We start from the raw sequence: 13,852 nt of genomic DNA on the forward strand, positions 1-13,852 counted from the left end.
GTCGCCGACCAGCCGCGCGGAGCACCCGCCGTGCTCCACGAGGTCGCCGACCAGCCGCGCGGAGCACTCGCCGTGCTCCAAGTCATCGAAATCACGAGCGCACTCCCACGACCGCCCTCGCAACTAAACCAAATCCTTCAGCTTTCGAATGAGGAGAGGGGCGCTCCGGTCCAGAGCATCGCGCCCACTCCCTTGCGCGAAGCCTGCGAGCGAGCAGGGGGAGGTGCAGAAGCCGTGGCGCGGCGTGGAGTCCTCGTGCACTCGAGGGGTGCCCCCACCCGCCCGACGAGAAAAGCCCCACGGCGCCCAAGGCCCATCGCGGGTTCCCTCGTTCGTCGCGTTTCTCGGTGTGAGCTTTTGCTCGCCGGTCGACCTCCCCCAAAGCTCGTTCTCGGCTTCGCTTTCCCACGATGCGTCGCGCTCACTCGCTTGCGCGAAGCCTGCGAGCGAGCAGGGGGAGGTGCAGAGACCGTGGTGCGGCGTGGTCGGCTCGAGCCCCGAGGCGCGGCCGGTGTCACACTTTGGCGGTGAGGAACGACGTCCCGTCATGACCAAGGTTCGCCTCGCCGCTCTCGCCGCCCTCGTCGCGCTCGCCGCCGCCCCGGAGCGGGACGCGAGCGCCGATGGGCCCGTGGTGCGCCTCGTCGTGCACAAGGCTTCGCGCACCCTCGTCGTCGTCAAGGCCGGCGCGCCGCCTCGCAGCCTTCATGTCGCCCTCGGCCAAAGCCCCGTGGGGCCGAAGCGCGAACGAGGCGACGGGAAGACCCCCGAAGGCCGCTACGTCGTCACCCACAAAAACCCGAAGAGCCGCTTTCACCTCTCGCTCGGCCTCTCGTACCCCAACGCCGACGACGCGCGCGTGGGCTTGGCCTCCGGGCGCATCTCGAAGGCCGAGCACGACGCCATCCTCGCCGCCCTCGCTCGAAACGAGATCCCTCCCCAAAACACCGCGCTCGGCGGAGACATCTTCGTCCACGGCGGAGGGACCGACGGCGACTGGACGCGCGGCTGCGTCGCCCTCGACGACACCACGATGGACGACCTCTTCGCCACCGTGCCCGCCGGCACCCCCGTCACCATCGAGCCGTAACGCGCGTCCGATCCGTGAACGAATACGAGTGACATGAGAGCTCCGCGTTGTCCGCGCTGGCCTTACCGGCGCGCAGCCAACGCCGTTCGCGCTGCGACCGATGCGCCTTCCGATGGCCATTCTACCTACAATCCGCTTGGGACATTAGGGGGCCCCATCGGCCGTTGCAGTCGCACGAAACCGGCCCGTCGGGGGTAGCCAGGCTCGCCCGCTTTGATGTCGGATATGTACGACCAGACCGAGTCGTCGTTTGCCCAAGAGGCAAATGTCAATGCCACACTCGGTTCGCTCGGGATACTCCACCCTAATCCATCCGCAAGGCGAACGACACGCATGGTACCGTCGTCCGACGGGCATGCGAAGACTCCTCGATTCGCGACGCCGGCACGAAGGCGTACGCGCGCCACCGCGCGTCGAACCAACTCCGTCTCTCGGGTCGCGTACGGAGAAGCGTACAAAATCCCAGTGGTGGCCGAGTCGTCGAGGTCTCCTTCCAGCCATACCAGGTCCTTCGGGCGCGCAGGCAGCCCGGGCGGATTCTCGTCGAGCATGTAGTACGCGATGCGCTTTCCGGGCATCGGTCGAACGACCACTCGGACATCTCCGCTCTCGTCGACGAACGAGATGGTGGGTGTCGCCCCTGCCATGAGCGCAAAGTACCCCCCGATCGCAGGTCGAGGCAGCTCGCTGGGTCGGATCGGCATCCCGGGCTCGGTGATGTTCGTACCACGAATGGCGGTCGTGAAGACCGAGCCCCCGGCGGTTCGCTCGAGAAGCGCCATCGACGGGCTCCCACCCACCCCTTGGACCAGCGGATACGCACCGAGACGGTTCCATACCTCGAGCACCTGCGGAGCCGACACGCCCCAGGGCGACCGAATCAACCAGGAATTTTCAGGTATGCCGTATCCCTCATGACGCAACTCACTCACGACCGCTACGTATCCCTCGGCGCTTCCCTGGATAAACTGAGCAAGGCACCCACCTGCGCGAGTGACTTCATCTGCTCCGAGGGCCCCAGCCAGAACCACCTTGGCGGCGCCATCCATCGCCTGAACCACCGCGTATTCCCAGCCCGGTCTGTCGGGAGCCGCAACGACCACGTCCGTGTACGAGAAGTAGACGCCGCTGGAATCTTCATACGGCGGTGCAACGATGGTGGGTCGCACGTACCGAAGTAAGCTGTTCCACGGAAACGGATCATTCGGAATCGCCAGCATGCACGGCAATCCGGATGGGCATGCCTTCCAGTTCAGGGCTGGCGCAGCGAGCTCTGGCGTCGTCGAGATGTAGAAATGGCATGTGCTCGAGAGGCCGGCTACCTCCGCCCATCCCCCCGGCCGTGGTGGGGGTCCACGGTCCAGCGCCGCCCCGTCCAACCAAGGGGCCGAGTCCTTTGCGGCGTCACGGAGGCCAATCACGGTCACATCACCCCAACGATCGGCGTCGACTGGCGAACGGGGCTCGATCAAGGATGGCTCATCGCCGCAGGCTAGCGGCGCGACCACCAATGCCGAGACAACCATCCCCGCCAGAACAGCCTTTTTTTGCAAGGCTCATCATGGTCCAAACAGACCTGCGATGCTGGCCACCGTGGCGTCATGATAGGCGACCCCAAACCCGCTCGACTGAAGGAATGGTACGGCCACATCCGTGCCAACCCCCGGCCGCTCAAGCAGGATCCCCTGCGGCGTTACTGCGTGAGGAACCGCCGTCGACGCGCCGAGCAAACGAACACGCATGACGACCATCGTACCATCGCCGTAAGCCTGGTGGGCCGCCGGGCCTATCCATCCTCGGGCACGACGGCGGGGACCTCGGCTTCGCGACCTGCACCGTCGGCGGGGCGTACGAGGCCTCCACCTCACTTTCGACTTCTCTCGGGGCGGGCCGGAAGTCCCTACGGGCCGAAGGCAAGGACGACCCCGGCACGGCTCCGCCCGATGCGCAACGAGGGCTCGATTATTTTGCAGATACGAGAGCTCACCTGCACGACAACCGAACCACCTTGGGGGCAGCCCCCCGTGACCGCCGGCACCCCGGTCACCATCGAGCCGTAACACGCATCCGATCCGTGAACGAATACGAGCACTTGGGAGCCAACGTCCGCGCCTCCGGGCGGCAAGGCGCGTCGATGCGCGAGCCCCAGGCGAGGGTGTCGAGGTGGACCGACACGACGCAGGGCGATGGTACGATGGTCGTCATGCGTGTTCGTTTGCTTGGCGCGTCGACGGCGGTCGCCGTGAGCCTGTGCTGGACCGCTTGCACGTCCTTCGGGGCCGACGGGAGCGAAGGTGACGGCGGCGAGGCCGGCACGTCGGAAGACGGCGGCGCACCCGACGGGACGACCCGCCTGCGTTGCTCGCACGACGCGCCCTTCGGAGCTCCGACGGCGCTCGGAGGTCTCGGCGCGTACAGCGTCGAGGCCGTGCGCTTCGGGACGAACCGGTCGCTGGTCTACCTTTCGCTCTGTCCACCGAACGGCGACAAGCGCGGGTGCGACATGTACCAAGGAACGATCACGACCACCGCGGACACGTACGGGTCCCTCGTCCCGATGAGCGCCGTCAACGCCGCGAGCGCCTACGACTCGTACCCGACCGTCACCGGCGACGCGAAGCACCTCCTCTTCGGCTCGGACCGCAACGGCGCCGTGAAGATCTTTCTCGCGAGCGCCTCGGCGGGAGGCGTGTTCGAGAAGGCGACGGCATTGCCACTCTCGTTCGCCGCGTCGAACGAGCCGTACCTGCTCGCCGACGGGCGCACGTTCTACTTCGCGGCCACGGGCTCGATGACGCCACCGAGGTGGGAGCTGTACCGGGCCGAAGGCGAGGCACCGACGTTCGGCGCGCCGAGCACGGTGCCGGGGTCGTCCGTCAACCAAGCGGGCTCCAACCAGTTCGCGCCGGTGGTCACGGAGGACGAGCTCGAGGTCTTCTTCGCGTCGTCGCGGCCTCCCGGAAACGAAGACAACTTCGACCTATGGGTCGCACGGCGATCGACCAAAACCGAGCCCTTCGGCCCCGCGCAGCGCCTCGACGGTCTCAACGGCGGACAGAACGACTTCCCCACATCCATCTCGCCCGACGCCTGCGAGCTCTATTACATACGAAAGTCGGCGGCTGGCGTCGGCTCCGCGTTCGTCACGCGCCGAACGCGAGGCTGACTCCCCCACGCCGCGCTCCGGTATCGGCCCGAGCTCCTCGACGAAACTAGAGAAGCGAGCCCGAGAAGGCGTCCATGTCCGCGTCGAAGTGCACGGTTTTCACGTCGCCTCCCACATGAGCGAACCACGAGAGGCACTCGTAGTGGTAGCGAATACGCCATACCAAGCGTGAGGTACCGGCTCGATTCGTCGTAATGAAGAGGCGAACGGGTGGCTCCGAGTCCGTCGAGACGTACGGAGCGATATCCTGAAATCGGCGCAGGGCTTCCTCGGCAGAGAACGCCGGAGGGGCGGAGAGGTACGGCTCGTCCAGCGGTAAGTCGTTGTGAATCTGATACCCCGTGGGAGTATCGTACGACATCAGGCAGCCCATTCCGTAGCTCTCCGAGCCCGAGATCCATCCGTCCGAAACGGCACCATTGGGGTACTCGAGGTGAATGCGCCCGACCCATGGTTGCATGACGCGTACCCGCCGGTCGGCGCGAATTCCGAAGAGGTCGCGATGGCGGTCGACGAACCCTCGAAAATCACGTCCCCACGGAGCCGGGGCATCGATGGGTCCGCTGGCAGAGACGACGCGCGCACCCGTCCTCTCGTGCCCTCCAGAGCCCCGGGTCGCCGCAGGGGACAAGGGTTCGAGCTCCAGCTTGAAGCCGGGGAGCGCTCGCTCGAAAGCCGGATGGCGAGGCATGGGCGATCGGGCCCGCGCGATCACCTCCCTCTCGTGTTCGAGGAAGAGCTGCCGGTCACGGAACTCGCTGACCGCCGCGATCGCCTCGGCCTGACGCGGGCCCTCGGCTCGCTCGAAGAGCGCGCGGGCGGGAAGATCGGGCATACCCATCCGTGGGCATGACGGCGGGGACCTCGGCTTCGCGACCTGCACCGTCGGCGCGTCCTGCGAGGCTTCCACCCGGGCCGGAGGTTCGGCCGCGTGGGCCCCCTCGACCTGCGTGAGGACCATCGCCGCACCGAGGAAGCCCAAGAGCACGCGAGCGAGCGATGCGGCGCGGGGGCGTGCGGGCGTGCTCATTCGGCCGGGGAAAAACATGTGAGCGCCTTGTCCGAGGTCATGATCGCAGGGTTGCCGATGAATCCACCTTGAGGGCGGCACGTCTTGCCCGTGGGGCACGGCGGCGGAGCGCCCGCGATCGCGCCTCCTTGGCAGCGTACCGCGGCGTACGGCGAAAGCTCGTCGCAATACACGCCATCGCGTCGACCGGCGCAGGAGATGGGCGCGGCGAGGGTGCACGCTTTGCCCGTGAAGCGTTGCGTCGTTCCCGAGCGGAGCACACCCACGGCCTCCCACGCGCATCCCACGGCGTTCGCCGTGTCGGGGGAGACCGCGCGTGCCATCGCGAGCTGACGGTCGGCGAGGTCGAGCATGGTGGGCGGCATCAATGCGCGGAGCTCTCCCGCCAAAGGAGCCCTCACGAGCATCGCCAACCACAGGGGTTGCGCCGTCTCCCAGCCGATGGGGTTCCGGACGACGACCTTGGAGGTCGCGTTTTGGCCCCCGAACGTCATGAGATAGAAGGCGTGACCTACGATCGACGACGCCTCGTAGAAACAGCGCTCTCGCTCCGCCCTCGACCTCACTTTCGCGAGGTCGATTTGGGGCTGACCCCGCCGATCGAGCACGGCTCCGCCTTGCCTATCGGCGAGCATGCACCATCGATGGGTCCAGTGGTTCGCCTGCAACGACGGGTCGCCTGCCTCGCGGTTCGCTTGGCCGACCTCGGGCTGTGCGAGGTTCCGCAGGCCGTGCGTGCGCACGAAGGAATTCTCTCCGAGGCGGTCGGGTCGGGTCGGCTCGCCGAGAGGCTGGAAGACCGAGTGCTCCAGAAGCTGTCCGACGACGTCTCCGAGCCCCTCTTCGATCGCCTGGCCCTCGACGGCGAGGTTGCGGGTGTCGAGCCACATATGGGTCATCTCGTGACCCACCACATCGAGTGAGAGCACGACGGGCCGCACATCCGTCGGGTTGTCGCTCAGCGTTGCGTACCCGTCTCCGAAGAGGAGCGTGGTACTCCCCGTAACGTGGCAGGAGTTGTTGAAGAACTGACCTGTCTTGTCGTCCGAGTCGTAATAGTTGGCATGGACGACGACCTGGATCGGCTCGTTGGTGACTAAGGGAAGACCGTTGACGACCTTCATCCGCCGCGCCGGACTGGCGAGAAGAAACTTCTGAAAGAACTCGTCGGCACGGTTCGCTTCGACCATGGCGTCCACGCCGACGCCGGACCACAACGGCATCTTTTTGCCCAGGAAATACGCGGGAGTCTCGAGGTCGAGCTTGGAGACGTTCTCCGCGGTGAGCGGCTGGTGCGTGATGGTCGTGCTCTTGGCGTCGTTCCCCTTTTTCAGGAAGCCCGTCATGTAGCCGACCTCGATGCGGGACTTCTCGGGCGACCAGAATGTCGCTGCCTGCGCCGCACGCTGAAGCACTACCGTCCTCCCCGCCGCCTGCTCGTAGTCGACACGGCGGACCTTCGTCGCGTCCGGGTAGGGGAAGTGAGAGTAGTAGCGCCAACTGCTCGACTCGCCTTGCAGACCCGAACGCGCCGGCAAGACGTCCGTGACCTCTCCCGAGAGCGCATCGACCCAGACGACATTGTCTTCGACGACTACCGAGTAGAGCAGGCGGCGGGCGTCGTTCGGTCCGTCCGCGCTGTAGACCAACCGGGCCTCCGGAGCCGCGCTCTTGGCGACAGGGTCGTCGTCTCCCGTGCCGCTGGAAGATACGGGCTCCGGAGACTCCGGGAGAGCACGAAGGGCCGTGGCGATCGCCGCCTCGGAGGTAATCTTCGGGACGAGGGTCGCCGAAGCGTTCGCGTAGGACGTCAAGCCGACGAGGCGACCATCACCGTCGAGCAGAACGTCGACGGCGTAGCCCGAGGACGCGACGCTCGCCGGAACGTTGGTCGCGAGCACGACGTGGAACCCTCCTCCTGGAACACGGGCCTGCCCCGCGACGGAGATCACGTCCGCCGCGATTCCGAAGGACGAGGAATAGAGCTGCACCCAGTCTCGGATGCGGTCCCCCACGGTGCTCTCGTCGGGCGGAGCAACCACGCGGGTCGGCGCTTGAGGAGCGAGGAACGCGCGCTCCCCGTCGAGCTCGAGGAAGACCGGCGACTCCAGGTCGGCCGCGAGGCGTTGCTCGAGGTCGCTCGACTCCGGGAAGGGGGCCGGGGCCGACGCGTCCGAGCAGCCGAGCCCGAGGAGCGGAAGGAGGAGAGCGAGGTACCAACGCCGAGAGTGCCGAGTGTTCATGCACGCTCGTCGGCTCGAACCTGACGTTCGTTGCGTCCCCTTCGATTTTTTTGGGGCGCCCCGCGGGCTGCCGAACAAAAACGAACACTTGCCCGCGAGAGCAGCGTCCAGGAGTCCAACGCCAGCTGCGCTCGTCGACCTGCCCCGCTGCTCCGACATCGTCGAAGCGAGGTAGCCGCACGCGCATTAGGCCTTCGGGGACGCCACGCCGCAGCTCTACGGCGAAGGCACGGCACACCGCACCTTCGCCCAAGGGCGCGGCGTAGCGTATTTTCGAACAGTTACGAGCGCTTGCGCGCCCTCACTTCGGGCGACAGACCACGTCGAAGTGCTGGCCGTCGAAGTTGTCCTTCGAGGAGAGGCGGGCGTCGGTCTCGGCGTGGCGGAGCTCGTACCCGAGCTCTTCGACGAACGCGAGCACCTCGGACGGCGACGTGCCGGCGCCGCGGAGGGTCTCGTCGCTGATCTCGATGAAGAGGATCGGCTTCCAGCGCTCGAGCGTCTTCTTTCCGCCCTTGAGCGCGCGGAGCTCGAAGCCCTCGACGTCGATCTTGACCACGTCGACGCGCTCGATGCCCTTCTCGGCGACGAGGGTGTCGAGCGGGACGACGCGCACCTCGACGAAGTCACCCACCGGGTTCTCGAGGATGCGGTTGCCGCCGCGGTTGTGCGGCGACGGCGACGAGAGCTTCAGCGTGGCCTCGGCGTCGCCCACGCCGAGCGGCATGACCTCGATGTTCGTGAAGCGGTTCAGCGCGATGTTGCGCTCGAGCTTCGCGCGGACGGGCGGGTTCGGCTCGAAGCAGTACACCTTGCCGGCAGGGCCGACGCGGCGCGAGAAGCGGAGCGTGGTCTCGCCGACGTTGGCGCCGATGTCGAGCACGGTGTCGCCGGGGCGCGCGAGGTTCGCGAGCTTGCCGCGGGGCTCGGTGGCGATGCCGTAGTAGATGACCCACTCGACGAAGTCGCTGATGTCGAGCTCGAACTCGAGGCCGTCGCGCTGCACGCGCCGGATCGAGGGGCGCGGGTAGAGCAGGTTGCTCGGCGGGATGCGCGCGAGGATGCTCTCGGGGTGCTGGCCTTGCGTGGCCCGCGAGAGCACGCCGTCGACGGCCTTGTGGGTGAGGGGCGTACGGAAGACGTTGAGGAACCGCGTCTTCAGCGAGAGCTTCTGGTCGTCCATCGCGATCACGCTCCGGCCGCCACGATGGCCGAGAGCTCGGCGCCCGAGAGCGCGTCGGCGTTGGCCGCGTCGAGCATGCCGGCGATGGGCGGGCTCGCCTTCGCGTTGAAGGAGATCACGAAGTGAGGCGCGCCGCCGAGGACCGTCTCGCGCGTGTAGGGCACCTCGAGATCGCCCACGAGGATCTCGATCGAGCGCCCGGTGAGGCGCGCTTCGGCCTTCTGCACCGTGCCGCCGTTCGCCTTCACGAAGGCGTCGAGCACGTCTTGGATGCGGGCCTGCTTGGACTTGCGGACGAGCACCTTGCCGGCGACCTCGTCGATGTTGTCGATCGCGATTTGCACCGTCTCGACGGCCTCTTCGAGGCGGCAGAAGAACCGGTGATCGTCGGGCCCGGTGGTGGTGACGACGCCGCCCTTCGCGAGCATCTCTTTCCACGCGGGGAGCACCGAGCCCGTGGACCACGGGATGTTGCCGAGGCGCACGGTAGTAAACTTGGTTTCCGTCTTGCCGTTGAGCGAGCAGAACGTGCGCTCGAGGATCGCCTTCGCGAGCCCGTACACGCTCACCTGCGGCGGCGTGGCGGCGGTGCTCGACAGGCCGACGACCATCGGGACGCCGGTCTCCATGGCGACGCGCGCGATGCTCTCGGTGCCCGTGATGTTCACGTCGACGCAGTGGAACGGGTCTTTTTCGCTGAGGTCGACGTACTTGTTCGCCGCGGCGTGCACGACGATGTCGGGCTTGACCTCGCCGAAGACCTTACGGACCGCATCGACGTTCGCGACGTCGAGCTGCACGAACGTACAGCCCGCAACCTCGGTCGGGACGACGTCGCCTAGGACCACGGAGTAGCGCGACGAAAGCGTCGCCCCGAGGCGCCTCCCAAGAAACCCGGCCCCGCCCGTGATCAGTACGCGCATCCCCATGTTCGTTTCCTCGCTCGGCTCCCGCATTCACACGACGTTCACTCGGATTTTTCCGAGGTGTCCGCGTGTTCTTTGCCTTGCGGGAAAGGCCTCGGGGCTAGTACTACGCGACAGAACCCCTCGCAACCGTTCTTCGCTTGCGGGGGCCCTTCGCCCGACTAAGACTGCGAGGCCTCGTCGCTCGCGCTCGACACGCGGGCCCTCCCTGGAGAGCAACTTTGAAACCGACGGTCCTCATCACTGGTGGGTCAGGCTTTCTCGGACGGCGCCTCGGCAAGGCGCTCCGCGACCGCTACAAGGTCTTCCTCTGCGCGCGTAACCAGCACCAGAACACGCTCGCCGAGAAGTTCAGCGGCTGCCCGTCGCTCCCGGTCGACGTGGCCCGTTACGAGTCGATCCGCGACGCCGTGATCGAGACGCGTCCCGACATCCTCGTGCACGCAGCCGCCACCAAGTACGTCGACCTCGGCGAGAAGTACCCGCTCGAGTGCATCGACGTGAACGTGCTCGGCTCGCAGAACGTCGCCAAGGTCGCGATCGAGCGTAAAATCCCGGTCGTCGTCGGCATCTCGACCGACAAGGCGACCCCGCCGATCCGCAACACGTACGGCATGACCAAGGCCGTCATGGAGCGCCTCTTCCTCGGCCTCGACGGGCAGACGAGCACCAAGTTCCTCTGCACGCGCTTCGGCAACATCGCGTGGTCGGTGGGCTCGGTGTTCCCCGTGTGGCAGCGCATGCAGGAGGACACGGGCGTCATCGGCACGACCGGCCCCGAGATGCGCCGCTTCTTCTTCACGGTGGCCGAGGCCGTCAACGTGGTCGAGAACGCCATCGAGAACGCCGACGAGCTCCACGGCTCGATCCTCGGGCGCCGCATGAAGAGCGCCATGGTGAAGGACATCCTCGACCAGTGGGTCATCCACCGCGGCGGCACCTGGAAGCACATCGAGGGCCGCCCGGGCGAGCGCCAGGACGAGTACCTCATCGGCGACCTCGAGCTGCCGTTCACCCGCGCGGTCACCTTCAAGGGCGTGCCGCACTACGCGATCTCGTTCCGCGAGCGTCAGGCGAACCCGCCCACCGTGGCCCTCACGTCCGAGAACGCGGATCGCCTCACGACCGAAGAAATCGTCGACATGATCACGCGCTCGGCCGAGATCGAGCGCAGCTGAAGAGGGGTATCGTGATGCAAGCTTACAAGTGCCGAATCTGCAGCTCCGAACGGCATTCGGTCATCCTCGACTACGGCCCCGTCGCGCTCGCCGGCGGCCTCCTCGCGAGCCTCGAAGAGGCCAAGACCGAGCAGAAGTACCAGCTCACGCTCGTCTTCTGCGAAGACTGCCGCCACGTGCAAATCAAGGAGATCGTCGATCCGTCGCTGCTCTTCGTGAACTACGCGTGGGAGACCGGCGTCAGCACCACCGTGCACAAGTACTGCGAAGAGTTCGCGGCGCACGTGACCGAGAAGTGCCAGACCCCGAAGGACGGCTTCGTCATCGAGATGGCCTCGAACGACGGCACGCTCCTCGGTGAGTTCCAGAAGCTCGGCCGCCGCGTGCTCGGCATCGACCCGGCGAAGCGCATCGCCGAGAAGGCCACGGCCAAGGGCATCCCCACGTGGGGCACGTTCTTCAACCTCGAGTCGGCCAAGAAGGCGCTCGCGGAGCACGGCCAGGCGAACCTCATGGTGGGCCGCAACGTGCTCGCCCACGTGGCCGATCTCCACGGCCTCGTCGGCGGCGTGAAGCTCCTGCTCGCCCCGGGTGGCACCGCCATCCTCGAGTTCCCGGCGCTCATCCCCATGTTCGACGAGCTCCAGTACGACCAGGTCTACCACGAGCACATCGGCTACCACGGCATCGACAGCGTGCGCCGCCTCGCCGAGATCCACGATCTCAAGCTCATCGACGGCGAGATGAGCTCGCTCCACGGCGGCTCGGTCCGCGCCTACCTCGCCCACAAGGACGACCCGCGCGCCCTCGGCGAGGGCGGCAAGGCGATGCTGGCCGAAGAAGAGAAGAAGGGCGTCCTCGAGACCAAGGCGTGGGCGGCGTTCGGCGATCGCGTCCGCGAGCAGAAGCGCCTCATGCGCAAAGAGCTCGAAGAGGCCCGCGCGCGCGGCGAGATCGTGGTCGGCTACGGCGCCTCGGGCAAGGGCCAGGCGCTCATCCAGTTCTGCGAGCTCGGCCCCGAGCACATCAACTACATCGTCGACAAGGCGCCGATCAAACACGGCAAATTCACGCCCGGGTCGCACATCCCCATCCACGATCCTTCGAAGATGAAGGAGACCGGCGCGAACATCCTCGTGCTCTTCTCCTGGAACCTCACGAAGGAGATCGTGGCCCAAGAGCAGGAGATGGCGAAGAGGGGCATGAAGTTCCTCCACCCCATCCCCGTTCCGCACTACGTCGGCTGAGAAGAAGCCCTCCCATCGGCCCCGTTCGGTTCTCCCGCACGGGGTCGACCTCTTTTTACCCGGGTAAAACTCGAATGCCTCGCGTCTCCGTCCTCGTCGTCTCGTACAACCACAAGCCCTACGTCGCCCAGGCGATCGACAGCGTGCTCGCGCAGACGTACGACGACTTCGAGGTCATCGTGCTCGACAACGGCTCGACCGACGGGTCGCGCGAGCTGCTCCGCGAGCGCTTCGGCGAGAACCCGAAGGTGCGCCTCGTCTTGAACGACGAGAACAAGTCGCTCACGACGCGCTTCAACCAGGGCATCGCGCTCGCGCAAGGCGAGTACATCGGGTTCCTTTACTCGGACGATCTCTACCTGCCCATGAAGCTCGAGCTCCAGGTCGCGGCCTTCGAGAAGCTCGACGCGAGCTTCGGCGTGGTCACCGCGAGCGCGCTCAAGTTCGACGATCGCACGAAGGAGCAGTGGCCCGTCCCGCCCACGCGCGGCCACGGCATGATCTTGGGCCAGCTCCTCCGCGAGGGTGGGCCCTCGGACATGCTCTCGCCGCTCGTGCGCAAGGCGTGCTTCGCGCGCTACCCCTTCTACGAGGACATCTTCGCCGAGACCGAGAGCGCCTACCAAAAGCTCGCCATGACGTACGCGTTCTCGTGGATCCCGGAGCCCGTGGTGCTGCTCCGCGAGCACGGCTCGAACCGCGGGCGCGCCGTGAAGAGCAACGTGGAGATGGGCCTCGTCTTCCTCGACAGGCTCGCGCAACACCCGGATTTCCCTAAAGAAAATATGCCGGACCTCGTGTTCGCGCGGCGCTCGCTCCTGCGCACGGCGGGCTGGAGCGTGGTGCGCCTCGACGGCGACAGCGCCTGGGCGCGCAAGTGCTTCCGCGAGGCCATCGAGCTCGACTGGCGCGAGGCCGTAAACCCCCGCACCGTGGCAGGGTATGCTCTCTCGTACGTCCCCGAGAAGGCGCGCGCGGCCCTGAACGCGCTCGGCCACCGCATCACCCAGCAAGAAGGCACGAAGAACCTGGTGGCCGACTACGGCGGCACCGAGAAGCGTTGAAAGGCCGCCCGAGGGCGCGCAACGAACCCACCATGACGACCAAACGAGTCAGCCACGCCGTGATCATGGCCGCCGGCCGCGGGAGGCGCATGGCCCCCCTCACCGACGCCCTCCCGAAGCCGATGGCGCCGTACCTGGATTCGACGCTCATCGCGCACGGCATCGCCAAGGTGCGAAAGTTCGTGCCGAACATCCACGTGACCGTCGGGTACAAGGGCGCCATGCTCGCGCACCACTTGGTCGAGATCGGCGTCGCGTCGATCTTCACGACCGAGGGCCACTCGAACGCGTGGTGGATCGCCAACACGCTGCTCGCGCACCTCGACGAGCCCGTGTTCGTGCTCACGAGCGACAACGTGACCGACCTCGACTTCGACGAGCTCGCCGAAGACTACTTCGCGCAGGGCGCGCCCATCGGCATGCTCGTGCCCGTGAAGCCCGTCGAGGGCCTCGACGGCGACTTCATCATCCACGAGAAGGGCCGCGTCACGAGCCTCGACCGCAACACGCCGTCCGACATTTACTGCTCGGGCATCCAGATCTTGAACCCGGCGCGCGTGAACGCCATCGCGAAGCTCCAAGAGACGGACGACTTCTACGCGGTGTGGAACGCGATGATGGCGCGCGGCGAGCTGCGCGTGTCGAACGTGCTCCCGAAGAAGTGGTTCTCGGTCGACACCTTGGTCGACCTGGCCCGCGTCCGCGAAGAGCACGAGAAGGGCTGA

Annotated in this window: 10 protein-coding genes; 6 read left to right on the forward strand and 4 right to left on the reverse strand. The window is 66.7% G+C overall.

Features of this window, described 5'->3' with window-relative positions:
• The first annotated feature begins 547 nt into the window (after positions 1–547).
• Positions 548–1,090, forward strand: a complete 543-nt coding sequence (locus IPK71_03885) for a L,D-transpeptidase family protein (GenBank protein MBK8212866.1) — start codon at positions 548–550, stop codon at positions 1,088–1,090.
• Positions 1,091–1,215: 125 nt separating this feature from the next.
• Here the strand turns inward: IPK71_03885 and IPK71_03890 are convergent, their stop codons facing one another.
• Positions 1,216–2,310 carry a hypothetical protein gene (locus IPK71_03890; protein ID MBK8212867.1) on the reverse strand — a complete coding sequence of 365 codons (1,095 nt, stop codon included), beginning with the start codon at positions 2,308–2,310 and terminating at the stop codon, positions 1,216–1,218.
• A 914-nt stretch (positions 2,311–3,224) separates the two neighbouring features.
• Between IPK71_03890 and IPK71_03895 the strand changes: the two genes are divergently transcribed.
• Positions 3,225–4,256 (forward strand): hypothetical protein, encoded by a 1,032-nt coding sequence (locus IPK71_03895; GenBank protein MBK8212868.1) that lies wholly within the window; start codon positions 3,225–3,227, stop codon positions 4,254–4,256.
• 1,026 nt (positions 4,257–5,282) lie between these two features.
• Here IPK71_03895 and IPK71_03900 read toward each other — a convergent pair.
• The 3 genes from IPK71_03900 to IPK71_03910 form a co-directional block, all read right to left on the reverse strand.
• Positions 5,283–7,529 (reverse strand): hypothetical protein, encoded by a 2,247-nt coding sequence (locus tag IPK71_03900; GenBank protein ID MBK8212869.1) that lies wholly within the window; start codon positions 7,527–7,529, stop codon positions 5,283–5,285.
• Between the two features lie 301 nt (positions 7,530–7,830).
• On the reverse strand, positions 7,831–8,712 hold the full coding sequence (locus IPK71_03905; GenBank protein ID MBK8212870.1) for an FkbM family methyltransferase: 882 nt from the start codon (positions 8,710–8,712) through the stop codon (positions 7,831–7,833).
• Positions 8,713–8,717: 5 nt separating this feature from the next.
• Positions 8,718–9,641: a polysaccharide biosynthesis protein gene (locus IPK71_03910; GenBank protein ID MBK8212871.1), complete on the reverse strand. Its 924-nt coding sequence runs from the start codon at positions 9,639–9,641 to the stop codon at positions 8,718–8,720.
• 218 nt (positions 9,642–9,859) lie between these two features.
• On the opposite strand from IPK71_03910, the gene IPK71_03915 reads away from it, so the two are divergent.
• The 4 genes from IPK71_03915 (at position 9,860) to IPK71_03930 (ending at position 13,852) form a co-directional block, all read left to right on the forward strand.
• Complete coding sequence (locus tag IPK71_03915) at positions 9,860–10,816, forward strand: polysaccharide biosynthesis protein (protein ID MBK8212872.1); 957 nt, start codon at positions 9,860–9,862, stop codon at positions 10,814–10,816.
• Between the two features lie 14 nt (positions 10,817–10,830).
• On the forward strand, positions 10,831–12,063 hold the full coding sequence (locus IPK71_03920) for a class I SAM-dependent methyltransferase (protein ID MBK8212873.1): 1,233 nt from the start codon (positions 10,831–10,833) through the stop codon (positions 12,061–12,063).
• Positions 12,064–12,137: 74 nt separating this feature from the next.
• A complete protein-coding gene (locus tag IPK71_03925) occupies positions 12,138–13,127 on the forward strand; it encodes a glycosyltransferase family 2 protein (GenBank protein MBK8212874.1) in 990 nt (329 codons plus the stop codon).
• A 32-nt stretch (positions 13,128–13,159) separates the two neighbouring features.
• Positions 13,160–13,852: an NTP transferase domain-containing protein gene (locus tag IPK71_03930; GenBank protein MBK8212875.1), complete on the forward strand. Its 693-nt coding sequence runs from the start codon at positions 13,160–13,162 to the stop codon at positions 13,850–13,852.

Source organism: Myxococcales bacterium (assembly GCA_016712525.1).
Classification (GTDB): domain Bacteria; phylum Myxococcota_A; class Polyangia; order Polyangiales; family Polyangiaceae; genus JAAFHV01.